This is a genomic window from Spirosoma sordidisoli, from assembly GCF_004138325.1.
Classification (GTDB): domain Bacteria; phylum Bacteroidota; class Bacteroidia; order Cytophagales; family Spirosomataceae; genus Spirosoma; species Spirosoma sordidisoli.
Genome location: NZ_SBLB01000015.1, coordinates 18,815 through 43,549, shown reverse-complemented (window position 1 = coordinate 43,549; position 24,735 = coordinate 18,815). Strand labels below are relative to the sequence as shown.

The 24,735-nt window shown below is 54.5% G+C and carries 22 protein-coding genes; 8 read left to right on the top strand and 14 right to left on the bottom strand.

All coding sequences use genetic code 11. From position 1 onward, the window contains the following. Positions 1-138: 138 nt before the first annotated feature. Positions 139-996 (top strand): glycerophosphodiester phosphodiesterase family protein, encoded by an 858-nt coding sequence (locus EQG79_RS29835; RefSeq protein ID WP_129606782.1) that lies wholly within the window; start codon positions 139-141, stop codon positions 994-996. 289 nt (positions 997-1,285) lie between these two features. On the opposite strand, the gene EQG79_RS29830 is transcribed toward EQG79_RS29835, so the two are convergent. Together EQG79_RS29830 and EQG79_RS29825 are read right to left on the bottom strand one after the other, a co-directional pair. Beyond that, positions 1,286-2,614, bottom strand: a complete 1,329-nt coding sequence (locus EQG79_RS29830; RefSeq protein WP_129606780.1) for an ABC1 kinase family protein — start codon at positions 2,612-2,614, stop codon at positions 1,286-1,288. Positions 2,615-2,692: 78 nt separating this feature from the next. Further along, positions 2,693-3,373: a TetR/AcrR family transcriptional regulator gene (locus EQG79_RS29825; RefSeq protein ID WP_129606778.1), complete on the bottom strand. Its 681-nt coding sequence runs from the start codon at positions 3,371-3,373 to the stop codon at positions 2,693-2,695. Positions 3,374-3,521: 148 nt separating this feature from the next. Between EQG79_RS29825 and EQG79_RS29820 the strand changes: the two genes are divergently transcribed. Further along, on the top strand, positions 3,522-4,058 hold the full coding sequence (locus tag EQG79_RS29820; RefSeq protein WP_077919847.1) for a hypothetical protein: 537 nt from the start codon (positions 3,522-3,524) through the stop codon (positions 4,056-4,058). A 2-nt stretch (positions 4,059-4,060) separates the two neighbouring features. Here EQG79_RS29820 and EQG79_RS29815 read toward each other — a convergent pair whose 3' ends face one another. Genes EQG79_RS29815 through EQG79_RS29800 form a run of 4 tightly spaced genes read right to left on the bottom strand, consistent with a single transcriptional unit; the run spans position 4,061 to position 9,014 of the window. Next, positions 4,061-6,205, bottom strand: coding sequence for a ComEC/Rec2 family competence protein (locus tag EQG79_RS29815; protein WP_129606776.1), 2,145 nt, complete (start codon positions 6,203-6,205; stop codon positions 4,061-4,063). Further along, complete coding sequence (locus tag EQG79_RS29810) at positions 6,202-6,654, bottom strand: GNAT family N-acetyltransferase (RefSeq protein WP_077919849.1); 453 nt, start codon at positions 6,652-6,654, stop codon at positions 6,202-6,204. The genes EQG79_RS29815 and EQG79_RS29810 overlap by 4 nt, the downstream gene beginning before the upstream one ends. 43 nt (positions 6,655-6,697) lie before the next feature. Continuing rightward, positions 6,698-8,041: a M43 family zinc metalloprotease gene (locus tag EQG79_RS29805; protein ID WP_240699520.1), complete on the bottom strand. Its 1,344-nt coding sequence runs from the start codon at positions 8,039-8,041 to the stop codon at positions 6,698-6,700. Between the two features lie 13 nt (positions 8,042-8,054). Then, positions 8,055-9,014: a PhoH family protein gene (locus EQG79_RS29800; RefSeq protein WP_077919851.1), complete on the bottom strand. Its 960-nt coding sequence runs from the start codon at positions 9,012-9,014 to the stop codon at positions 8,055-8,057. A 360-nt stretch (positions 9,015-9,374) separates the two neighbouring features. On the opposite strand from EQG79_RS29800, the gene dnaB reads away from it, so the two are divergent. From dnaB to EQG79_RS29780, 4 genes are all read left to right on the top strand, one after another. Further along, the gene (gene dnaB, locus EQG79_RS29795; protein WP_077919852.1) at positions 9,375-10,970 is read left to right on the top strand and encodes a replicative DNA helicase; all 1,596 of its coding nucleotides are present in this window, start codon (positions 9,375-9,377) and stop codon (positions 10,968-10,970) included. Positions 10,971-11,227: 257 nt separating this feature from the next. After that, entirely contained in the window at positions 11,228-12,010 is a 783-nt protein-coding gene (locus EQG79_RS29790) for an SDR family oxidoreductase (protein ID WP_129606772.1), read from the top strand. After that, a complete protein-coding gene (locus tag EQG79_RS29785) occupies positions 12,007-12,357 on the top strand; it encodes a hypothetical protein (RefSeq protein WP_077919854.1) in 351 nt (116 codons plus the stop codon). Before EQG79_RS29790 ends, EQG79_RS29785 begins: the two co-directional genes overlap by 4 nt. 15 nt (positions 12,358-12,372) lie before the next feature. Then, positions 12,373-13,281: a helix-turn-helix domain-containing protein gene (locus tag EQG79_RS29780; protein WP_129606770.1), complete on the top strand. Its 909-nt coding sequence runs from the start codon at positions 12,373-12,375 to the stop codon at positions 13,279-13,281. 296 nt (positions 13,282-13,577) lie between these two features. Here EQG79_RS29780 and EQG79_RS29775 read toward each other — a convergent pair whose 3' ends face one another. From EQG79_RS29775 to EQG79_RS29750, 6 genes are all read right to left on the bottom strand, one after another. Beyond that, positions 13,578-14,378, bottom strand: a complete 801-nt coding sequence (locus EQG79_RS29775) for an LOG family protein (protein WP_077920089.1) — start codon at positions 14,376-14,378, stop codon at positions 13,578-13,580. 169 nt (positions 14,379-14,547) lie between these two features. Further along, entirely contained in the window at positions 14,548-15,759 is a 1,212-nt protein-coding gene (locus EQG79_RS29770) for a pyridoxal phosphate-dependent aminotransferase (RefSeq protein ID WP_129606815.1), read from the bottom strand. Positions 15,760-15,920: 161 nt separating this feature from the next. Beyond that, positions 15,921-16,973, bottom strand: coding sequence for an MBL fold metallo-hydrolase (locus EQG79_RS29765; protein WP_129606768.1), 1,053 nt, complete (start codon positions 16,971-16,973; stop codon positions 15,921-15,923). A gap of 11 nt (positions 16,974-16,984) precedes the next feature. Beyond that, positions 16,985-17,488 (bottom strand): methylated-DNA--[protein]-cysteine S-methyltransferase, encoded by a 504-nt coding sequence (locus EQG79_RS29760; RefSeq protein WP_129606766.1) that lies wholly within the window; start codon positions 17,486-17,488, stop codon positions 16,985-16,987. Next, complete coding sequence (locus tag EQG79_RS29755) at positions 17,485-19,683, bottom strand: S9 family peptidase (protein ID WP_129606764.1); 2,199 nt, start codon at positions 19,681-19,683, stop codon at positions 17,485-17,487. The genes EQG79_RS29760 and EQG79_RS29755 overlap by 4 nt, the downstream gene beginning before the upstream one ends. A 121-nt stretch (positions 19,684-19,804) precedes the next feature. Continuing rightward, a complete protein-coding gene (locus EQG79_RS29750) occupies positions 19,805-21,028 on the bottom strand; it encodes a PQQ-dependent sugar dehydrogenase (RefSeq protein WP_240699519.1) in 1,224 nt (407 codons plus the stop codon). Between the two features lie 250 nt (positions 21,029-21,278). On the opposite strand from EQG79_RS29750, the gene epsC reads away from it, so the two are divergent. Together epsC and cysK are read left to right on the top strand one after the other, a co-directional pair. Continuing rightward, complete coding sequence (gene epsC, locus EQG79_RS29745; protein WP_129606760.1) at positions 21,279-22,124, top strand: serine O-acetyltransferase EpsC; 846 nt, start codon at positions 21,279-21,281, stop codon at positions 22,122-22,124. Then, the gene (gene cysK / locus EQG79_RS29740; protein ID WP_077919861.1) at positions 22,121-23,029 is read left to right on the top strand and encodes a cysteine synthase A; all 909 of its coding nucleotides are present in this window, start codon (positions 22,121-22,123) and stop codon (positions 23,027-23,029) included. Before epsC ends, cysK begins: the two co-directional genes overlap by 4 nt. An 85-nt stretch (positions 23,030-23,114) precedes the next feature. Here the strand turns inward: cysK and EQG79_RS29735 are convergent, their stop codons facing one another. Both EQG79_RS29735 and EQG79_RS29730 read right to left on the bottom strand, forming a co-directional pair. Beyond that, positions 23,115-23,969, bottom strand: a complete 855-nt coding sequence (locus EQG79_RS29735; RefSeq protein WP_077919862.1) for an SDR family oxidoreductase — start codon at positions 23,967-23,969, stop codon at positions 23,115-23,117. Positions 23,970-23,971: 2 nt separating this feature from the next. Further along, positions 23,972-24,565 (bottom strand): TetR/AcrR family transcriptional regulator, encoded by a 594-nt coding sequence (locus EQG79_RS29730; RefSeq protein ID WP_077919863.1) that lies wholly within the window; start codon positions 24,563-24,565, stop codon positions 23,972-23,974. Positions 24,566-24,735: the final 170 nt, after the last annotated feature.

The window sequence follows — 24,735 nt, the reverse complement described above, 5'->3', positions numbered from 1 at the left end:
CTTCGCGCGTCATTAGTCATTGGCTGTTTAAACTTCGTCAGTCATTAATTACCGGCAGGTATAGTAACTGGAAAATGAACAATGTCCAATGATGCACGAAGGGCCAATCACCAATGACGGGCGAAGCCCAACTAACTGATGACAAAATATTTCATTTTTCTCCTTCTCCCAATTCTTACGTTCGCCCAGCCCAGGCTCGACCGCCAAGGTCACCGGGGGTGCCGGGGTCTTATGCCTGAAAACACGGTTGCGGCCATGAAAAAGGCCCTCGACCTCGGCGTAACCACACTCGAACTCGACATCGTCATCTCGAAAGACAAGCAGGTGGTCGTTTCGCATGATACCTACATGGTGTCGGACATTGCCACCAAACCCGACGGTTCGCCTGTAACAAAGTCCGAAGAAAAGTCGCTGAACCTGTACCAGATGACCTACGATGAGATTAAACGCTACGACGTGGGTCGCAAGCCGCACCCGCTCTTTCCGCAACAGCAAAAACAGGCCGCCTACAAACCGCTGCTTGGTGAGTTGATTGATTCGGTGGAGGTGTATGCCCGGGCGAAGAGAATGCCGCAGCCGCGCTACAACATCGAAATCAAATGCAGTCCACAAACCGACGGCACCTATCACCCGGCCCCAGCCGAGTTTGTGAAGCTGGCGATGGACGTGATTAACAGCCGGAAGCTGGGTAACCGGTTCAATATTCAGTCGTTCGATGTGCGGCCGCTGCAGCTGCTGCATGAGCAACACCCCAATGTGGTACTGGCCCACCTGACGGCCAACCCCAAAACGCTGGCTGAGAACCTGCAAACGCTGGGTTTCAAACCGGCCATCTACAGCCCCTACTACAAAACCGTTACCGCCGAGTTAGTGAAAGCCTGCCACGAGCAGGGCCTGAAGATTATTCCGTGGACAGTAAACACCAAGCCTGAAATCGACGCGCTGACGGGGTTAGGCGTAGATGGCATCATTACGGATTACCCGAATTTGTTTTGAGTCGACAGGCAAAACTACCTGCCATTCCAAAAGCCAGCGCCTTGAAAAACGCTGGCTTTTTGTACCTATCGTGTGACCTGCCCTCTGGAAATCAATAGACCCTGTCGAAACCTCGGGGAAAACCAGGATTTGCTTGCTGCTCCGGTAGTTCTTTCGTCTACTGCCGGTGTTAACAAGACCCATCTGTAAGATAACCTTATCTGGATAACCTCTTTTCGTTATTAAGCATCGCCCATAACAACAAAGTCGCCAACAAACTGTCAGCGACCTTTTCCCGGAGCCGTTAGCTTTATACCGATGCAACCTGCTGCGACCGCAGCCATTCCGGTTTTGTGGTCCGGACGCGGGCTTTCAGCTCGTTCAGCATGGCGTACAGACCATAGTAAGTCCGGTTTACATACAGACCGTCCTGCGAGCCACGGACCACTTTCGACGAACGAAGCTCTTCGAGTTTCGACAACTCATCCGCAAAGGCGTATACTTTGTTGAAGTACGCATCATCACCAAAATCGAATTCATCGACGGCGAAAGGCGCGCCCAGCATCTCGATCATCTGCACGAACAGATCCGAGAAAAACCGACGGTCTTTGGGCGAGTCCTGCGCCACCAGAAACTCCAGGTTGGTGAAGATCTGCTCGGTCAGTGCCTGGTCTTTGATGGTATCGGGGTTGATCAGCCGGAAATAATTATCGTAGTAGTAGTCTGGGATGACCTTTACGCAGCCAAAGTCGATCACTCCCAGCGTGCCATCGGCCCGCATCAGGAAGTTGCCGGGATGCGGATCGGCATGCACCTGCCGGAGCGTATGGATCTGGTGATCGTAGAAATCCCACAAGAGCTGCCCGATGCGGTCTCTGGCCTCCTGCGAGGGTTTGGTAGCCAGAAACTCTTTCAGGTGTTGCCCGTCCAACCAGTCCATGGTCAGAATCCGCTTGCTCGATAACTCGGGGTAATAGGTCGGGAATACCAGTCCGTCGATGTGAGCGCAGGCTTCCGAAATTTCGATGCTCCGTCGCAGCTCCAGGTCGTAGTCCGTTTCTTCGAGGAGTTTGCTTTCCACCTCGCCCATGTACCGGTCAATCTGCCGCTCATCGAGGTTCAGCAGCCGAACGGCCAGCGGCTTGGCAATTTTAAGATCCGAACTAACCGAATCGGCCACGCCCGGATACTGAACCTTTACGGCCAGTTTCTTACCCGCTTTCCAGGCCTGGTGGACCTGCCCGATACTGGCGGCATTGACCGAGTTGATATCGAATTTGTCGAACAGTTCGTTGGGCGATTTGCCGAAATAAGTCCGGAAGGTCTTCACCACCAGCGGTCCCGACAAAGGGGGAGCCGAGTACTGGGCCATGGTGAACTTATCGGAATAAGCCACCGGCAGCAGGCCCCGGTCCATACTAAGCATCTGCGCCATTTTCAGGGCCGATCCTTTCAGTTCACTCAGCGCGTCGTAGATATCGGCCGCATTATCCTTGTGCAGCTCTTCTTTCGACAGCTCCGGATCGAGTAGTTTTTTGCTGTAATGCTTAATGTAATTGCCACCGACCTTCACGCCTGCTTTTACAAACTGACTGGCGCGGGCAACTTTGGTCGTCGGAACGGAGTTCTGAGTTTTCATGCGCTCAAAGAGCGAAAACATGGACAAGCAAAAGAGTACCTGCTACACAGGCCCTCCTCACCTCGCCCACCCCTTCACTCATTTATTTTGATAGATAAACTTGGCAAAATCGAATAGAGTATCCAGTGGAGAACGGCCAATCAGGTCGAAAGCGGTGTTGACGGCTTTCTCGATGGCAGTATCGGTTTTTTCGAAATTCCGGCTCACGTCGCGCACCCAGAAGTCGAGCAGAAACAGCGTCTGTGACCAGAGGGCGTTGGGGTAACGGTCCGTCACAAACGGACGAGGCTCCACCTCCTTACTTTCACGCCCCTCGGCCAGCAGGTCGCGGGCGTAGTCAAAGAAGGCTTCGCGAAACGGCTGCAGTACGCGGCTGCTGGTCTTTAGCTGACTGCTCCGCATACGGGCTTTGGCAATCGGCGATGCGGCCGCGCCTTCTTCCCGCAACCGGGCATAGCTGTAGGTGACGAAACTACGCTGTGCTTTCAACAGCTCGATCCAGGTGTAGTAAAAGGCCAGCAGCTTTTCCCGAACCGAGTAACCCTGATAGGTATCATCGGCTTCGACAGTAGCCTTTGCATCCTGAAAAAATGCCAGCCAAACGTCGGCTTCGATGGCGTCGAACGATGCGTAATAGTTGTAAAAATCGGTTTCGGCCAGTTTCAGTTTTTTAGCAAACTGGAAGACGGAGGTGGGTTGTTTTCCGTTTTCAAGAACGTACTCGGTGTACGCCTTACGGATTTTTTCTAGCGTTTCCATATACTTAGCTAACGGTCTGTACGACTGAAAAGTTTTACGATTACGGGGCCGTATTTCAACTCATCTTTAGTCCGTTTCTGATGCGTTCAGCCTAATTTTACCGTACTTCGCACTCTCATTTCGGTAAGAACTAAACAGCAATCGATTTATGAACCCAACGGCACGTTTTTTCACTGCCCTGGTGGCCCTGAACTGCCTCTTCATTAGCGCCGGCTATAGTCAGTATTACCCCGGTTCTGGTTACGGCATGGGTCGGGGTGGTATGGGTCGGGGCATGACGCCCCAGGCCAGCGGCCCCTCGCGGCCCCAGATCCCGAACATTGCGGGCGATATAGCCAATAAGGAAACCAAATGGCTGAAAGAGAATCTGGGCCTCGACAAAGAACAGGCCAAGGCCGTCAAGAAGCTCAACAATGAGTACGCCGATATTCAGCAGGACGCCATCAAGGATATTGTTGGCACGGGAACCCAGCCGACTGCAGACACCCGAAAGCAGATCCAGGACATGATGCTGATGCTGAACGAGGAGAAAGAAGATAAGCTCAAAGGCTTACTGACGCCCGAACAGTGGACAACCTATCAGGCTAAAAAAGAATCGATGCAGAAAGAGGTCGGCGGTTTCCGGCCACCGGCCCCCAAAAGTACAGCCGTCCGACCCGACTCAACCGGGTCGCCCAGGCAGTAACCCTACTTTAACTCGGCCACATAGGCACCCATTTGCCGGACCGAGTAACAGACAAACCCCCGTTGATCCGCTTCGGCCAGCAGCCGATCGGTCAGCGGGGTTTTGTTGGAGTCATCGAAAATAATATGCCGGGCTACTATCCTACCTTTCAGGTCGTCCCAGTGCTGCAGTGCATTCCGGCGGATGATACAATAGTCGACGACGGCTGGTAACCGCCAGTGCGTGTACCTATTGAGTTTGTTGACCAGCATAATGGTTTTTCCCTGCCAGACGCACAGCATATAATCCCGATGTCGGTAAAAGGTCCGAATCGGCGAATCAGCCAGCGCGGAATCACCGGACTGACGCAGGTCGAGCAGGCTAAGCTGACCGATGCCCCACTGCCCAAAGGTATTTTTCAGGTAAAAGTCATACGACCGGGTATCCGAAGTATCCAGATCGGTCAGGAGCAGGCTTTTGTGGCCGGCGGTCAGGCTTACGGCCGTACGGTGCGGCAGAAAATGAACCGCCAGCGTCTGCTGATGCCGTTGTTCATACTCATCCCAGACGATCAGGACGCCCAGCAGAAAAGCAGCCAGGCAGGTGGCCCAGGCATACTCACGCTGCCGGGTCAGCACCAGGGCCACCGCCCCGAGTATGACCGCGTAGGTAAGCAACATCCCGCCTGCTGACAGCCAGAGTCCATCCCAGACAGCGCCGGGCAACGTACCGGTCTGCACCACCACCCAGTTAAGTAGCCAGGCCGTTTTCTGAAGCAGCCAGCCCAGCAGATCGTTCAGATACGGTACCCAGCCCAACGCCAGTGTAGCCATGGCCAGGGGCAGTAGCAAAAACGATAAGCCCATAACGGCCGGGTTAGCCAGCAGAAAGTAGGTCGGAAACTGATGAAAATAGAATACCCCCAGCGGAAAGGTAATCAGCTGGGCTACCAGCGCTACCGCCGTCAGCTCCCACAATTTATTCAGGAACCGATACCGGAACGTAAGCGCCTGCGACAGCGTAGACTGCCAGGAACCGATACCCGCTACGGCCAGGTTAGACAGCTGGAAGCCCGCCGAAAACAGGGCGTACGGGTCAAAACAAAGAATGAAAAACGCCGATGCCCCCATGGTGTTCAGCAACTGCTGCTGACGGCCGAGGGCATTGGCTACGATCAGCATCGAGAACATACCGGCCGAGCGCAGAACCGGGGGCGACAGGCCGGTTACGAGGGCGTAGAACCACAGGATAATCAGCTGCACAACCGCCATGATGAGTTTACCGCGGGGGCGCCTGATGAGAAAGCTGAGCAGGTAGGTCAGCACCGTAAACAGAATCCCGACATGCAGACCCGATACCGACAGAATATGCACTGCCCCGGCGGCCGAATAGGCTCGATATAGCGCCGGGTCCAGATCGTCACGTACCCCCAGGATCATGGCATTTACGATGCTGTACTCAGCCCGGTTCCCGACCTGCCGGGTAATGATTGCATCGGCCAGTCGGTTTATCGACGTGGCCCAGGTTGTGATGCGGGATGGTGGATCGTACCCGATCAACTGCCGCTGGAACGGCCGCAGATACTGCTGATGGTAGATATTTCGGTAGTGCAGATACCTTTTGTAATCGAACTCGCCCGGATTCAGTGGCGGGTCGATGGAGCGGGGCGAGCCATTAACCAGCCATAACTCCCCGTACCGGGGAATCTGACCAATGGCTTTATCGATGTACACGATGACGCGTCCGCTAAGCGGATGCCAGGCAGTAGCCGGATGATCCGAGTTGGAGCCGGTTTGCCAGCGGCCCTGGCGAATGGCCAGTTCAACCCGGTAGGTTTTCGCCCGCTCTTCGGGCTGGGCCGTCACTACCCCCGTATAGGCCTGCAGGGTGTCTGTCAGGTGAAGCAGGTTGTCGGGCCGGTTGCTGGCTGTACGCTCGTAGGTCAGGCACCAGCCGGCCGCCAACAGCAGCAGCAGTCCGCCCAGCCCCTGCACGGCCGCTAGGGGTTTGACTACCTGGTTTCTGTACCGAATAAAATAGCCGATGAAGAAGCCCAGGCCGAGTACTGCAGCGCCTGCGGGTATCCAGATCAGGCTGGGCCATTGTCCGTACAATACGATCCCGGCTGCCAGCGCGGCCGCATACCGAACGAACGGATACCCTTTCATTGCTTCGAGTAAGCAGAACCCGGCAGTACCATCTTATAATGCTGAATACCGGCTTCCTCAAACATGGGGCCCACCGGAACGAAGCCAAAACCCGCGTAGAGCGGCATAGCCGACAACTGAGCGTGCAGATAGATGCTTTCGATAGGTTCGGGCTGCTGGCTGAAGACATCGTCGAGAACGGCCTGCACGAGCGCTTTTCCTACGCCCTGTTGCCGAAACTCTTTCAGCACGGCAAACCGCTCCATCTTAACGCCATACGAGGTGCGACGCCAGCGGGCCGTACCGCCCGGCACCCCATCGATTCGGGCCAGAAAATGGCGGCTTGACTCTTCATATTCATCGTACTCTTCCCGGGCAGAAACGCGCTGTTCTTCGACAAAAACTGTTCGTCGAATGGCAAAGGCAGTATCGAGATCAGCCGGGCTGGAAATAGGCAGAACTTGTATCATAGCAGCAATATATTAGGTCGCGGGCCGATGGGCCAGACCTTCTTTATTGTAACAGCAGGCGTTTGCTCACTATTTCATCGGCGGTTTTGACGCGCACAATGTACATGCCGGACTTCAGACCACTCACCGGCAGCGATACCAGCGTGCTGGGCGAGTCAGTGTAATTTACGTTACGAACGTGCTTGCCAGTGGCGTCGAACAGATCGACCGAAAAAGACTGTATTCCTTTCAGCCGCACTTCAACGGCCGGGTCACTCTGGGTCGGATTCGGATACACCGTAACGGCCAGTGACTCTGATTCGGTAATGGGCGAATTGGCCGCCCGGATCAGGCGGGCCCGCCGGGGACTAAGGGCCAGCACGGTACGCATTCGGGCTACCTGACCAACCGTGAACAGGTTCATACAGGCATCGGGCGAGTAATCCAGGTAGTTCTCGGTCTGGTCGCGGGTGGGTCCCCGGCCCGTGCAGTTCGAAAACGTTTCGCGGCATTGCCGGGTCTGGTTGGGGGCCAGCGTGGGGGGCGTATCACCTACGTAATCTTCGGCGCAGCCATTCCCGTCGCCCCAGGTATGAATCAACCCCAGCCAGTGACCTATCTCGTGCGTGGCAGTCCGACCGAGCGAGTAAGTAGGGTCCCGAACCGAACCGAGCTGGCGCCCGAAGTAGCGGTAGTCGATAATCGACCCATCCGTAAATTCACTCGCATCGAAGGGCAACCCGCTGAGCGTATCCGCCGAGGTCGGAAACTGCGTATACCCCAGGTACGAGTTCACCCGGGTAACCCAGATATTCAGGTACCGATCGCTGGGCCAGTAGGCAATCTGCGAAAGCAGAATATCATCACCCGACCCGTCGGCAACGCTGAACGAGGTCTTTTGTGGGTAGTAATGCCGCGTTATGCCGTTTGTCGGATTGCCGCTGGGGTCGGTCGCAGCCAGGAAAAACTCGATCTTCGCATCGGCGCCTATCGGGTTGGTGTTGAAACCGTTGGTGCCCGATTTGCGCCGGTAATCTTCGTTCAGCACCTGAATCTGCGAGACGATTTGCTCGTCAGAAATATTGACATTCGTTGGTCCGCCAATCTCATTCGAAGCGGTGCTGTGAACGACATGTACCACGACCGGAATCCGAAGAACCTGATCATCGGCCGCAGCCCGCAGCATTCGTCCGTTCGCAGCCGCCAGCTCGAGCTGGCGGTTCAATTCGTTGAGCTGCCGGAGCCGGCCGGGGTGGCGCTGCTGTAGTATTCGTTCATGTTCAACCACCCCGCAGCGATTGGGCGCCGGCTCTTCGGCCAGAAGTGTGGCTGGTACCTGAGCCTGCCCGGATACAGCCAGTAAACACACAAAAGAACCGGTCAGCCAAAGCCGCCCGGTTCTCCACATGCCTGATTGGCAGTTATTGCCCAGCTTTATCATATGCTGTAATAATTTCCCGAACGAGCCGGTGCCGTACCACATCGCGGCCATCCAGTTCAACGAAGGCGATACCCTTGATGTTTTTTAAGATATCGACCGACTCGATTAGTCCTGACTTCTGCTTATTGGGCAAGTCGATCTGCGACCGGTCGCCGGTGATGATGGCTTTTGAGGTTGGGCCCATCCGCGTCAGAAACATCTTCATCTGCATCGACGTTGTGTTTTGCGCTTCGTCAAGCAGAATGAAGGCATTATTCAGCGTTCGCCCCCGCATGTAGGCCAGCGGAGCAATTTCGATGATCCGGTTCTCTTCGTAAAATTTCAGCTTTTCGGCCGGAATCATATCGTCGAGCGCATCATAGATCGGACGCAGGTACGGGTCGATTTTCTCCTTCAGGTCGCCCGGCAGAAAGCCCAGATTTTCACCGGCTTCTACGGCGGGCCGGGTGATGATAATTTTCTTAACTTCCTTGTTCTTGAGCGCCCGCACCGCAATAGCCACCGCCGTATAGGTCTTACCCGTACCGGCTGGCCCAATGGCAAACACCAGATCGTGTTTCTCGGCGGCCTCTACCAGTCGTTTCTGGTTGTCGGTACGCGCCCGAACCACCACGCCTTTGTTCCCATATACGATGACTTCATCATCGTCGGGCACTACTGGTGCGCTGGCTCCACTAACGGGCTGACCGCTATGGCTGATGTAATTCTGAACGTTCTCGTGGGTGATTTTGCCGTATTTCTGGTAATGTTCCATGAGCGAATCCAGAATAGTACTGATACGGCTGATTTCGGGCGTTGTGCCTTTTATGCGAATTTCGTTTCCGCGCGAAATGATTTTGCTCATCGGGAAGGCCGCAGCCACTTCCCGGATGTTGTGGTTCTCTACGCCCAGAAAGTCGATGAGCGAGATGTTGTCGAGGGTGATAACTTTTTCGACCAAACGATGAATAGGATTAGCGTGTGATTCCGAAAAGTAAGCGATTTCTTCCCCTATACAACAACTTTTTGCAAAAAATTATTCGCTTGCCCAGCAATCTTATCTGCCCTGTGTTTTTTGAACAAAAAAGCCTTTTTGTTGAAATAATTTGCTATTTATCTGATCATCAACGACCTTTCCCTGTCAAAGATCCTATACGCCCAGAGGCTCTGCCAGCGTTGCAAAAAAACACCAACTTTTTTTTCGTACAGTAGCGTCAACATTACCAGAATGTTACGCGTTGTTTTTTAGCTGACAGGCCTATACGCGTATACGATTGGATTTGCCTTGTGGGTACATGTTTGCGTAAACTTGCAGTACGTCATGGAGAATAACGCACGCCCAAACCAACATCTTAGAAAGCCGTCAGCCTTTGCCGGTGGCCGTCAGCAGGCCGGAAACGCCTGGCTGGATACCGGTCTCGGCAAACTCCCCCCTCAAGCGCTCGATCTGGAAGAGGCCGTACTCGGGGCGCTCATGATCGAGAAAGACGCGCTCTCCTCCGTTGTTGATATCCTGAAGCCCGAAACGTTTTACAAGGAGGCTCACCAGCGTATATACAATGCCATACTGACGTTGTTTGGCAACTCCGACCCGATCGATCTGCTGACGGTTACGCAGCAGCTGCGGAAGACAGGCGAGATTGAACTGGTAGGCGGGGGCGGCTTCGTATCGGAGCTGACGTTCCGGGTCAACTCGGCCGCCAATATCGAGTACCACGCCCGGATTATTTCGGAGCAGGCCCTGAAACGGGCGCTGATTGCCATGTCGTCGACGATTCTGCGCGACGCGTATGAGGACACGACCGACGTATTCGAACTCCTCGACCGTACGGAACAATCGCTCTTCAAGATTTCGGAATCGAACATCAAGAAGAACTACGCCGACATGAGTACCATCGTTCGGATGGCCCTGAACGAACTGGAAACCAAGAAAAACCAGGAAGGTCTGACCGGCGTTCCGTCGGGCTTTACCAACCTCGACCGCGTTACGTCGGGCTGGCAACCTACCGAACTCATTATTCTGGCGGCCCGGCCTGCCATGGGTAAAACCGCTTTTGTGGTGAGTGCCCTGCGCAATGCCGCCGTCGACCACGGTAAACCGGTAGCCATCTTCTCGCTGGAGATGTCGTCGGTACAGCTGGTTAACCGACTTATCTCGGCCGAAGCCGAGATCGATTCCGAGAAAATCCGGAAAGGGACGCTCGCTCCGCACGAGTGGACCCAGCTGCACCACAAAATTCAGCGGCTGACCGAGGCTCCTATCTTTATTGATGATACGCCGGCTTTGTCGATCCTGGAACTACGGGCCAAGTGCAGACGTCTGAAAGCCCAGCACGACATTCAGATGGTCGTTATCGACTACCTCCAGCTGATGTCGGGCGATACGAGCGGTCGCGGGGGTGGTAACCGCGAACAGGAAATTGCGTCGATTTCGCGGGCGTTGAAGAATCTGGCCAAGGAACTCAACGTTCCGGTTATTGCGCTTTCGCAGCTGAGCCGGGCCGTTGAAACCCGCGGTGGCGATAAAAAACCACAGCTGTCTGACCTTCGTGAATCAGGATCTATTGAGCAGGATGCAGACATGGTATGCTTCCTGTACCGACCCGAGTATTACAACATCACGGCCGACGAAAACGGAAACTCTACCCAGGGCATCGGCGAAGTAATCATTGCCAAAAACCGAAGCGGTTCGCTCGACACGATTCAACTTCGATTCATCAATAAATACACCAAATTCTGCGATCTCGATACGTATTTCGAGCCCGTTCAGGCGCAGGGCTTTGCCCCTGAGGTAAACGGACTGAGCAGTTTCGACGCACCCGGAATGCCCCCTGCCGGCGGCAGCGTCTTCAAGAGCAAGGCGAACAATCTCTCCAACTTCGGCAACGCCGACCCCAGCCAGGAGACCCCATTCTAAGACTGGTATCGCTCCCAACTCTAACTCATTCCGCAGTTTGACGGAGCTGGCTATTCTCAGGCCAGCATCGGGACGTTGCTCTACTCCTGATAAATAGGTACAAGCGTTGATCGAAGTACTTACGCATCCATCCGCCAATCGAGGTCAGACCTGGATTGGCGGATGGCCATATTCCCTTTCTACTACAACACCGCGACTTTTGGCTACATCCGTTTTTTGACTGCTGCAGACTTTTGCAATAACAAAAAACGGAAACAATGAACCTGGCAAACAGCACCATTCTGATTACAGGCGGAACCAGCGGTATCGGTTTAGCGCTTGTCAAACAACTTACTCAACAGGGAGCCACCCTCATCGTTACAGGCCGCAGTCTGGACGCCCTCCAGAAAACCAGGGAGCAATTCCCGGCTGTTCACGTCCTGCAAAGCGATGTGAGTAAACCGACGGATATCGAACAGCTCTACAAAGCCGTCACCCAACAGTTTCCGGCGTTGAACATGATCATCAACAATGCCGGACTGATGCGACAGCTCGATTTGCAGGATACGAGCCATGATCTGGATAGCATAGTCCGCGAAATCAGCACCAACCTGTCCGGTACCATCCAGATGGTGCACCAATTTTTGCCGCACCTGCTCCAGCAAAAAACGGCTGCTATTGTCAACGTCTCATCAGCGATAGCCTTTATGGCTTACTCCTCCGCTCCTATCTACAGTGCCTCCAAAGCAGGGGTTCACGCGTACACAAAGGCCTTGCGGTTACAACTCGAAGACTCTAATGTCAGGGTCTTTGAACTCATACCGCCGGGGGTCAACACCAATCTTCAGAATGATTGGGTGGTACAACCCGACCCAGGCCAGATGATGGACGTCGATAAACTGGTAAGCGTTGTTATGAAAGGGCTACTGAACGACACGCTTGAAATAAGGCCAGGCCTGGTGAATGTGATCAAGTTAGCGAGCCGTATTGCCCCCGGTTTTATTGAGCGCAACATAGGACACCGTGAGTTCAAAAAATTCAAACTGGTCAGCAAGCCATGATGAAGACTATTATTTCCGTAGGTTTATTAACTATTTCGGCATGCCTGAGTCTCAAACACGGTTGGGATACCTTCCAGCCGGCTAATACCGACCAGGTAAACATGATGGCAGACCTGGGCATTAGTAAAGCCATCATGCCATTTTTCGGTGTACTTTCCATCGCTATCGGGCTAATGCTGCTGTTTCCGCCAACGTTTTTCATCAGTAATGTGCTGAACGCGGTAACCATCGTCCTGATCATGGCCTTGTCGCTACGAGCCGGCAACATAAGCATGGCGTTGATTGAAATTCCCTTTCTCGCCATGCCACTGGCCCTGATCTGGCTGAAGTATCCCTTCAAGTTTTAACCCCACGTCTACCTTATGGCAGCATCGAACCTGGTCCGAATCGAATCCATCTCACAAATACACCGGATAATGGGGCTGCCCAAGCCCCACCCCCCTCTCATCGGCATCATCGATCTGAAAGACCTGAAAGCCGACCCGGGTATCCATGCCGTTATTTTTGACTTATATGTGGTTTCGCTGAAACGCGGTTGCGACAAACTTATGTATGGCCAGCAGAAATATGATTTCGATGAGGGATTGATGGCTTTCCTGGCCCCCGGCCAGATTCTACGAGGGGAAGAGAACGGAGTACCCCATCAGCTCGAAGGCTGGATGCTGTTCATTCACCCCGACTTTTTGTGGAATACCTCCCTATCCAGAAAAATAAAACAGTACGACTTTTTCGGCTACTCTACCCATGAAGCGCTGTTTCTGTCCGATAAAGAGGAAACAATTATTGATGGCATAATCGACATTATCAGACAGGAGTACCAGGCCAATCTGGACAAGTTTAGTCAGGACGTCATGATTGCTCACCTGGAGGTACTGTTTACCTACGCCCAACGGTTTTACGAACGCCAGTTTATTACTCGCAAAATTACTAACAGTAAGCTGTTAGAACGGGTAGATGATATGCTAACGGATTACTTCAGGGGTGATGACTTGATGCAAAAAGGCCTGCCTACAGTCCAACAGATTGCCGAAACGCTACATGTATCGACCAAATACCTGAGCAGTCTGTTGAAGCAGCTGACCGGGCAAACTACGCAGCAACTCATCCACGAAAAGCTCATCGAAAGAGCGAAAGAACGGCTCTCGACGACGGAGTTGTCGGTAAGTGAAATTGCGTATGAGTTAGGGTTTGAGCATTCTCAATCGTTTAGTAAGCTGTTCAAAGCTAAGACAAACCAGAGCCCACTGTCGTTCAGGGCGTCGTTCAACTGACCGATAAAAGCGCTGCTGGGCAATAAGACGCTGCTCTCGCGTTCTGCGGGTGTCGCATGTATCGAGCCATCCGGAAAATTGCCAAAGCCCATACTGCACAATTCCTGAACGGAAACTTATACTCCCTTGACCCAGCAAGTCCACCGAGCGAAATGACTAGTGGGCTACCAAACGGGATCATGCCAACGTTGGTGTTTTAAAACAACAAAGCGATGCCAGTGCAGACTGACATCGCTTTCTATACTATAGCCTAATGGTGGCTTGACACCTGGGATGACCCAAGCGTACCCACCGGCCTAGAAGTTCGGCTTCAGCAGGTATTTGCTGTAGAACTCGTCAATAACCCTCACGGCGTCGGTTGGCGTGTCAACAATGCTGATCAGCTTCATATCTTCCGGATTGATATTGTGCTCCTGTTCGAGCATTACCTGGGTGATCCAGTCGATGAGTCCCTGCCAGTAGGCCCGTCCAACCAGTACAATGGGGAACCGGGCAATTTTACGGGTCTGAATCAGCGTCAGCGCTTCAAACAGTTCGTCGAGCGTACCCATACCGCCGGGCATGACCACAAAACCCTGCGCGTATTTGACAAACATCACTTTCCGAACAAAGAAGAAATCGAAATTGATGCTTTTGTCGGGATCGATGTAGATGTTGCTATGCTGCTCGAAGGGAAGTTTGATGTTTAGTCCTACCGACTTACCACCCTGCTCATAGGCGCCTTTATTACCGGCTTCCATGATGCCGGGGCCGCCACCCGTAATCACACCATACCCGTGGCGAACCAGCTTGGCTGCGATCTCCTCGGTCATTTTGTAATAGGGATTGTCGGGCTGGGTCCGAGCCGATCCGAAGATAGACACGCATGGGCCAATTTTTGCCAGCTTATCGAAGCCTTCAACAAACTCGGCCATCACTTTAAATATCACCCACGAATCGGCGGTCTTGATTTCGTTCCAGTTATGATCCTGAAACGCTTCTTTGATTCGCTGTTCGTCGGGGGTCAGGAGTAACTCATCGCGTTTGGGTAAATCCTGGGCAATTCGTTCGGTGCTCTGCGTTTCAGAGCGTTGTACGTTTTCTTTTGTAGCTTCCATTTCATTCATTAAAAAAGGCAGTGGGCGCGAAGGGCGTACGCACTGATCAGTAAACGATCCTCCCTGCCGCGTATAGTCGGGCACGGTTAGCCATACCAGCCGACTTTTTCGCGGGGGGAATACGATAACGTTGAAATGAAGAAAAACGTTTATGAACACCCGGCAAGAGTTAGCGCCGGTGACTTTCCAGGAACGCTTCGATGCGATCGAGGGCGGTGTTGAGTTCATCGACCGTTGGCAGACACACGATCCGGAAGTGGTCTTTGGTCGTGTAGTTGAAGCCGCTACCGGCCACCACCAGTACCTTTTGTTCGATGAGCAGGTTTAGCACGAAGTCATCGTCGTCGGCAAAGGTGAACTGGCTCAGATCCAGTTTGGGGAAGATATAAAGGGCGCCTTTGGGTTTCACGCACGACACCCCCGGAATAGCGATCATTCGTTCGTAGGCCAGCATCATCTGCTTGTGTAGCCGCCCGGCTGGTACGACCAGATCGTTGATACTCTGGTAGCCGCCCAGCGCGGTCTGAATGGCATACTGGGTCGGTACGTTGGCGCAGAGCCGCATACTGGCCAGCAGCGTCAATCCTTCAATGTAGGACTTGGCCCGGTGACGCGCTCCGCTCAGAATCAGCCATCCGCCCCGAAAGCCCGCAGACCGGTAGTTCTTCGACAGGCCACCCATGGTGATACACAACGTGTCGTGTACCATTTTGGCGATGGGAAAATGCTGAGCTCCGTCGTACAGAATACGGTCATAAATCTCGTCCGAAAAGACGATTAGTTTATGCCGTTCGGCAATGCGGGCAATGCCTTCGAGCACCGCCCGGTCGTATACGGCCCCGGTCGGATTGTTGGGATTGATGACAACTACCGCTCGGGTACGAGGGGTTATCTTTTGCTCCAGATCGGCCAGATCCGGATTCCAGCCGGCCGCTTCGTCACAAACGTAATGAACCGGCTTTCCTCCGCAGAACGCGACCGAGGCAGTCCAGAGCGGATAATCGGGCGATGGAATCAGCACTTCGTCACCTTCGTTGAGCAGGGCCTGCATGGCCAGCATAATCAGCTCACTGACGCCGTTTCCGATATAGATGTCGTTGATGGTAATACCGGGCAAGCCGATGTTCTGCGTGTGGTGCATGACGGCTTTACGGGCCGAGAACAACCCCCGCGAGTCGGCGTAGCCCTGCGCGTTCCGAATATTCAGGATGATATCGTGAACAATCTCATCGGGCGCATCGAAGCCAAAAACAGCCGGATTGCCAATATTGAGGCTGATAATTTTGTACCCCTGACTTTCGAGTTCAAGTGCCTTTTCGTATACGGGCCCTCTGATGTCATATTTGAGTTGTTCGAGACGCTGGCTTTTCAGTATATCCATACCGGGTACATCCATACTGGCTTTTTCCGTGCCGGGAGCATCGGTGGTGGGCCTATCAATCTGCACTGATTCCATGCGGCAAAAGTACACAATATCAATGCCGTTTTGCTATTCGTCTTCCAGTAATGTACTTAGCGATCTCTTCTATGAACCTGGCTCGTTCACTTTTTAATTGTAATGGGTCGGCCTTCCTGGGGAGCTATGAATCGGTCCTGCGCGATACCCTGTTCCGCGAGGGCCTTGCGCAGATCCTCGACGGGCTCCGTTAGGCCATCGTCGCCCTGCTGAAAGGTTCCGAAATGAATACCGACTGCCCGGGGCGCCTTTACATCCATGAAAGCGCGCACGGCTCCGGCGGGTGACACATGCACCGGCGCCATGAACCACTCTGGTCGGTAAGAGCCGATGGGTAACAGCGCCAGCCTGATAGGCCCGGTTGGACTGCGGGCCGCCTGTTCGGCAATGCGTTTGAAATGGGGGCCATACCCACTATCTCCACAGAAGTAGGTCGTACCGAAGCTCGTGTGCAGCAGATACCCGGCCCATAAGGTGCGATCCCGGTCACCCAAACCCCGATTGCTGAAGTGCTGAGCGGGTGTACAGGTCAACTCAAGACCAGGCCTGATCCGCAGGGTATCGTTCCAGTCGAGTTCTCGGGCTACCCGCCCCCCGGCCCGGCGCGGCAGATAGCCAACGCCCAGCGGCACCACGAAGAGCGGATTGTGGGCCCGGACCAGCCGGCGCAGCGTGGGTAAATCGAGATGGTCGTAATGCAAATGGCTGAGCAAAACCACATCGATGGGTGGCAAATCCTCAAACCGTATTCCCGGCGGTCGTCGGCGCCTGACACCCAGCCAGTTCGTCGGACCCACGCGTTCTGACCAGACCGGATCGGTCAGGATGTTTAGTCCGCCCGTTTGCAGCAAAAAAGTAGAATGATTCACAAACGTCAGCACCAGACTGTCGCCCTCGATGCGCCGGGCCGGTGGCGCCCCCACGTAGGCGTTTGGCTGCTCAGCCCATGGTCCTTTGTCGCGATGCAGCAGCCATTTCAACAACCCACCTCCCTCGCGGGCAGGCATGTCGGGGTTGACGAACCGCTTACCGGTAAAATGATCCGTCACCGGGCCCCGGTAGCGCGGAGCACAGGAGCCCGTTGCCAGACAACCAATAAACAACAGCAAACGCCATAACGGCAGGTGGGTATATGTCATGATGAGTTTAGTCAGAACAGCGATAACTGGCCCGGTGGGTTAGTTGGTTTAACCGGCCAGGTGCCCTCATGTTCAAGGAGCCACTGTTTGCGCCACAAACCACCCGCATAACCGGTCAATGACCCATTTGAGCCGATCACCCGATGACACGGAATTACGATAGCTATTGGATTTCGGCCGTTGGCAGCCGCCACCGCCCGAATGGCCTTTTCGTCGCCGATTCGTCGGGTCAGGGTCAGGTACGAGCAGGTCGTTCCAAACGGGATGTCGAGCAGCGCCCGCCAGACGGTTTGCTGAAAAGCAGTCCCTACCGGATTGAGCCGAAAACTGAATGTCTGCCCACTACCGGCAAAATAAGCCTGTAACTGCTCGACAGCCTGCCGAACTGGTTCGGGAGTATCGGGCGTCAGTTCTGGCCCAGGCAACACATCAATACAGGTAATGGCCGAAACGCCCTCGGCCGTACCCATCACCTGAACCAGTCCGATGGGCGATTCAAATACGGTAGAGATCATTTTTCAGTGGCGACACCTTTGTCGGGTTGACGAAGCAGGTATTTGTTGAAGAAAGCATCCAGCGCGTTATACGTCCGAAGCCAGTTTTTGTGAAGGAGTAAGCTATGAACATCGTCGGGGAAGACGAGCACCTCCGTTGGCACCTGACGCTCCCGTAGCTTCTGCACCAGATCGACCGTTTCATTAAAGCTCACGTTTCGATCATCATCGCCATGCACGAACAGGCAGGGCGATCGCCACTGACTCAAATCCGCGTTGGGCGACGAAGCCAGGGCTTGTTTCATCTGGTCGGGCCCGATGCCCCACTCGCCCCCGGGCGTGAAATAGTTTCCCCGCCAAGACCAGTCATGAACGCCGTGCAGATCGACCCCGGCCGCAAACCGATCCGAGTTACGGGCTAGCCCGAGTGCGGTAAGATAACCACCGTAGGAGCCGCCCCACAAGCCTATTCGGGCCGCGTCGACATCGGAACGGCTTTTCAGGTAGTCGGCCGCAGCCAGCACATCCTGGTATTCGGAGGCTCCCCGGGGGCCCTGTCGCGCGGCCCGGCGAAACGCCCGCCCGTACCCGATACCCGCCCGGTAGTTTACCGACAGCACCACGTACCCCTGCGAGGCCAGATACTGATTGATGGCGTAGGCATTGGCGTAGTAGGTACCCCGGTAATGCCAGCCAAGCAACATTTGCCGCATCGGTCCGCCATGCATGAAAATAAGCGCCGGTTTACGACTCCCAGCCGACGTTACCCCAGTCGGCAGGAACAGCTGACCGTGTACAACCACCCCGTCGGCCGCTGTCATCACCACCTGTTGGGGTTCAACCAGGGCGCCCTGCGGAAAGCGAGCGGGTAATGAGCTTGGATACCGAATCGGCTCCAGCGACTGGCTCAGGCTGCGCATCTCGATGCCCGTTGGTCGGTTATAAGCAGCCGATCGGCAGACCAGCCAGTTGCCAACGAGCGTCGGGTCGGTTTCGATGCCTTTCCCCTTCGTAACAGATACCGGCTTTGGGTTCTTTTCGGTCAGAGACACCCGCCATACATGCCGCCGGTCGCGGTCGAGCGGATCGTTCTCGGGGTTGTTGCTGCTGAAGTACAGCGTCTGACCGTCGGGCGAAACAACCGTTTCTTCGGCTTCGTAAGATCCGGGGGTGCGATCCACGGGCTTATCGCCCCCTTCCGGCGAGAGCGAATATAGGTGCATCCAGTCCTCATGTTCGGAGAAAAAAAGCAGCTGATTCGCTACCGTCCACCGAAGGGGCTCGGCGGGATAATACTGCGCAAAACCTCCATCGTCGGCCGGGGAGTGCCAGAGTTGACGACCCTCGCCGGTTTTCACGTCAGCCGTCCAGATCGCAAACCGGTTTCCGCCCTGTACGTTCTCCAGCTCGCCATGACGCAGCCCGGGCACGCGAATAAATGCCACCCGTTTTCCGTCGGGCGACCAGACGGGTGCAGCATCCCGGTCAACGCCCGGCGCCAGCCACGATATCGTTTTCTGCGCAAGGTCGTATACACCAATGAACGAATGGTAGCCTCGATCACTCACGAACAACACCCGGGTTCCGTCGGGCGACCAGCTGAAACTCCCCAAGCTGCCACGGGATGTAAATAGTTTACTGACGGCCGGAGCCGCTGTTACAGACCCGCCGGCCGATTGGGCGGTCAGGCTGGCTACCACAGGCTGGCCTGCCTGGCTAAACAACAGCCGACCCCCATCGGGCGAAAACGACGGATGGTTACCCAATCCGATTTTGCGGGCGGTACTGCTGCCGTCGGTCGGCACGAGGTAGACAGCCTGCTCGGTGCTGGCCGGATCACTGACAGGGTTGGGGTTCTCGCCCTTTGCGTTTTTGCTCCCCCCTCGTACATAGGCCAGGTAACGGCCGTCGGGCGAGAAGCGCAGTTCGCCCAGTTCCTGTCCATCGTCAACGGTCTGGCGAGTAAGCTGGATCAGTTTACCCGGTTGGGTCGGCTGCGAACGCGGAACGTTGCCGGATGCCTCGAGAAACTCATATACGCAGATATTCCGGACACCCTCGGTTGTGACGACCCAGGCCACCCGGTTTCGGCCGGCGGTTAGGTTGGCGCAATAGGGAGCAGATACTACCTGTTCAATTGAATATGGGGTGGCTGGCTGGGCCCAGGTGGTTACAGCGCAGCCGATCAGCAGCAAAAGCAGAAGAAATCGCATCATCGATATCCGGGTATACAGTCCCAAGATAACGATTTTAGGCCGACTGACCCGCACAAAAAACGGGTTCGGGAGCTATACTGGACCGTATAACTCCCGAACCCGCTCGATCACTGGTTGTTGCTTATTTACCAGCCGATAATTTCAGGATACGCCCGTCGTAGTCGCACAGGTACATCTCTTTGTTCTTGTCTTCGCCAAAAGCCGAAATCAGCCCCGCCCGCGCTACAATTTCCTGATTGCTGACAGCTTTTGTTCCATTGGATGTCAGCGCCCAGACCCGGCCGCTGGCGTAATCAGCGTACACATATTTGTTACGAAGCGCCGGCGCAGCCTGGCCACGGTAGACAAGCCCACCGGTTACTGAGATATCGCCGTTTTTGTGATCGTACTGCCAGATAGGGCCAACAAAGTCAGCCGCCTGATTATCCCTGGCGTTGTAATCGGAGTTTCCTTCTTTCACGCGCCAGCCGTAGTTGCCTCCTTTGGTCACGATGTCAATTTCTTCGATGGCATTTTGGCCGACATCACCCGCCCACAGCTGACCTTTGTCGTCAAAGCTAATCCGCCAGGGGTTACGCAGGCCGTAGGCAAAAATTTCCTCCCGATAGTTGTTGCTGTTTCCCTTGTATGGATTGTCGGCCGGAATGCCATACTGACCTTTCTCCGTGCTGTTCACATCGATCCTGAGAATTTTACCCAGCAGGGTGCTGCGGCTCTGCCCGTTGTTCTGGGGATCGCCCCCGCTGCCGCCATCGCCCGTAGAAATGTACAAGTACCCGTCGGGGCCGAATACCAGTTTGCCACCGTTGTGGTTCGAGTAAGGCTGGCTGAATTTTAACAGGACGACTTCCGAACCTGGCTCCGCGGTTGAAGCGGTTGGTGAAGCTGCTTTGAACCGGCTGATAACCGTTTCACGCGGGTTGTTTTTGGTGTAGTTGACGTAGAAATAGCCGTTCTCTTTGAATTTGGGATGGAAAGCCAGGCCCAGCAGTCCCATTTCCCCTCCGTAGGCAACCCGGCTCCGAATATCGAGGTATGTACTAGCCGACGATGCATCAGCGTTGTTGTCGAAAACCCGAATCTGCCCGGCCTGCTCGACCACAAACACCCGGTTCGTTCCGTCATCGGCATAGGTGTATTCGACTGGCGCTTCGAATTTGAGTTTCGGGTACGCGTTGACCAGCGTCAGGCCTGCCAGCTCGGATGAACCGGGGGCCGTAACGGCTGAGTCGGGACTCATCGTTTCGGCACCTCCCGTACGCTGGCAGGCCATTGACAGCAGCCAGGAAAACCCCGACGTGGCCACCAGCGATACAAGAAATGTAGTTATAGCTTTACTTATCATGGCGATTTGTTCCATCTGTTCAGTTGTTTTTAATACAAATCAGGTTCCAGAAGCCGCGGCAGAACTTTGCGGCCCGCATTTTGTTTGAAAATCAACGAATGTCCCTGTAAAGCAGGCCGTCCTATGCACATAAACGAATCGACAGCTTGTGTAGTGTCTCCACAATACGGGGCAAAATCACCACTCTATTCCCGCTGACAATCAAGCATTCTCTTCTTTCTACTCGTACATTCGCGTTAACTATTCTGTTATGACCACTGCCACGAACGCCTTTCTTGACCATCTGCTGGTTCAGCGGGCGCAGTACCGGTACAAGCTTCCCTCCCGCCCCGATGCCGGCCGCTTTATCGACCAGCTGATGCGACTCCTTTTTCCTGTTACGCAGGACTGCCAGTCGGTGTCGCAGCATGTGGAGGAAACCTATCAGAAACTAAACCAGCAGCTGGTCTGTCTACTTAGTCCTTTACAGAATACCCTGCCCGAAGGCGCTGACACCATTGCCGAGAAATTCTTTGATCAGTTACCGGCTATTTACGACCGGCTGCTGCTCGACGCCCATGCCATCACGGATAACGATCCGGCCGCTATTGGACTCGAAGAGGTAATTGCGGTGTATCCAGGCTTCTACGCCATTGCCGTTTACCGGATTGCGCACGAACTGCTTCGGCTCAACGTACCGCTGCTGCCCCGTATGCTCACGGAATACGCCCACGGACAAACCGGTATCGACATTCACCCCGGCGCTCAGATTGGTCGCGCCTTTTTCATCGATCATGGTACCGGCGTTGTGATCGGCGAAACGACGATTATTGGCGACAACGTCAAGATCTACCAGGGCGTCACGCTCGGAGCCACCCACGTCGCTAAATCGATGGCGCAGAAAAAGCGGCACCCGACAATCGAGAACAACGTAGTCATTTACGCCAACGCGACCATCCTGGGTGGGCATACCGTCGTTGGTCACGATTCAGTCATTGGCGGCAACGTCTGGCTGACCGACAGCGTAGAAGCGCATTCGCTGGTTTATCACCAGCACCAGACCGAAGTACGATTGAAGTCGCTCGAATCGGCTGAACCCATAAACTTTGTCATATGAAGGCTACCTCCATTCTCGACACGATTGGTAATACTCCCCACGTACGACTGAACCGGCTCTACCCCGGCTACGACGTCTGGATGAAACTGGAACGGGCCAATCCCGGCGCCAGCATCAAGGACCGCATTGCGCTGGCCATGATTGACGATGCCGAGTCTAAAGGCATTCTGACCTCCGACAGTACAATTATTGAACCCACCTCGGGCAATACCGGTATTGGCCTGGCCATGGTGGCTGCGGTAAAAGGATACAAGCTGATCCTGGTCATGCCTGAGTCGATGAGTATCGAGCGTCGGCGTATCATGGCAGCCTATGGGGCCACTTTTGATCTGACTCCGCGTGAGAAGGGTATGAAAGGGGCCATTGAACGGGCGCATGAGCTGGTAAGTCAGACGCCGGGCGCGTGGATGCCTCAGCAATTCGAGAATCCGGCCAATATTGAGATACATCGGCAAACCACGGCGCAGGAAATCCTGGCCGATTTTCCGGAAGGCTTCGATGCGCTGATTACCGGCGTGGGTACGGGCGGACACATTACCGGCGTTGCCGAGGTGCTGAAAGAATCGTTTCCTGCCCTTAAAGTGTTTGCGGTCGAACCCGCCCTCTCGCCGGTCATCAGCGGAGGAGCGCCGGGTCCGCACCCCATTCAGGGTATTGGCGCCGGCTTCGTACCGCAGAACCTGCACACCAACCTGCTCGACGGGTCCATTGCAGTCAGTAAAGAAGATGCTTTTGCCTGGGCGCAGCGAGCGGCCCGCGAAGAAGGTATCTTTATCGGGATATCGTCGGGCGCTTCGCTGGCGGCCATCGCCCAAAAGCTGCCGGAACTACCCGCTGGCAGCCGCATCCTCACGTTCTGCTACGATACCGGCGAACGGTATCTGTCGATCGAAGGGTTATACTGATCTGGTTAAGAAGAACGGGGCGGTTAAAACCGACTACCAGGCCTGGTGTTAACCGCCCTTCTATTGGCCAGCTGCTGGATTCGTTTTACTGGTCGGCCGCAAACTGGTCGATGGTCGTTTGGGGTTTCCCCAGATCAGCCCAGGTTTTTTCTGCCTCGAACTGTTCGGGGTAGCTGTTCAGTGCTTCGCCAATGTGCCAGCCGTAGTTGGCCTGGGTCGAGAAAGCGCTTCCCATTTTCAGGAAAAACAACGGGCTCGTCAGCACCCTTACTGGGCTGGCCGTATACGCCCGTGTAAACCGTTCAGCAGCCTCATGCTGCGTAAGGGCCTCGGGTCCCTGGATAACGTATTCCTGGTTATCTGAGGCCTGTTTCAACGCCCGCGCTACCTGTTTGCCATAGTCATGGGCAGAAATATACCACGGCCGAACCGGCGAGCGGCCCAGGACAAGAATAAACCGACCCATACGCTGTACCGTATTGATCGATTCCATAAAACAGGATGGGTAGAATATACTATACCGAAGCCCCGAGTCTTTGATGAGCCGAACGGCTTCGTGCTTCACCTCGAATACCCACCAGCGGAATCCGTTCATACCCTGGTAGCGCATCACCAGCGATGACAGGTACGCAATACGCGTCACCCCGGCCTGCCTGGCCGCGGTCAGCAGGTTTCGCAGGCCATCGGTCTCGGTATGGAAGTCGGTTCGTTTCTCGGTTTGCCTGACGGATAAACTGAGGTAAACCGTATCCACACCCTGTAAAGCCTGCAACAGGCTGTCTGGATTGCGCAGATCGCCGGGCACCACCTCTACATGCGGAAACAAGCCCTTGGCCTCCGCAACATTACGGGCAATGATACGAACCGCGTTGCCGGCCCAGATCAGTTGATGCGCAACGGGCTGGCCAAGCATGCCGGTAGCGCCGATAATCGCCAGCATGACTACTTAAGCCCACGAACAAACCGACGCATCGTTTCCCGGTACACCTGCGCCGACATTTCGATCGACTGTTCGTCTTTAAGCATCATAGCCATCGAGATCAATCCGTGCGAAATGGACCACCATTCAAAGAAAAGTCGACGGATGCTTTCTTTGGACTTGGGAATAAAGGAGCAAATAATTTCCGACACCTTGTCTGAAACAGCCTGCACGATGTCGGACTGGTAAACGGGCATCGAGCAATAGGCTCCCTCCAGGCTGTACATGACCTGATAGATCTCAGGCTGCTGCTGGGCAAAATCCCACTGAATGAGTGATATTTCGTATAAGCGTTTCTCGGGGTCGCGGTATAATTTCAGAATGCGGTCGTACTCCTGGTAGAGATAGCTGAACCCTTCATTTCGAATCTCATTCAGCAGTACGTCTTTGCTGTCGAAATACTCGTAAACAATGGGTGCGCTGTATTCAATAGCATCGGCAATTTTTCGGATCGAAACCGCCTGCCATCCTTCCCGGCGGGCAATGGTTTTGGCCGTTACCATGATACCCGAACGCGTTTGCTCGCGAGAGCGCGGCTTTCTCTCAATGGTTTCCATATAGGTAGTTATAGGTAGTTAGTTAACGGTGTTAAATCACCTGAAAACTACGCATTAGTCCTGGTTTACTCTAACGTACACGTTGCTTAGTCATAAAAATGTTTTACATATGATAACCCAATTCCGAATAACTCACTAACTATCAGACCTTTACTTCATTTTTAATGTAA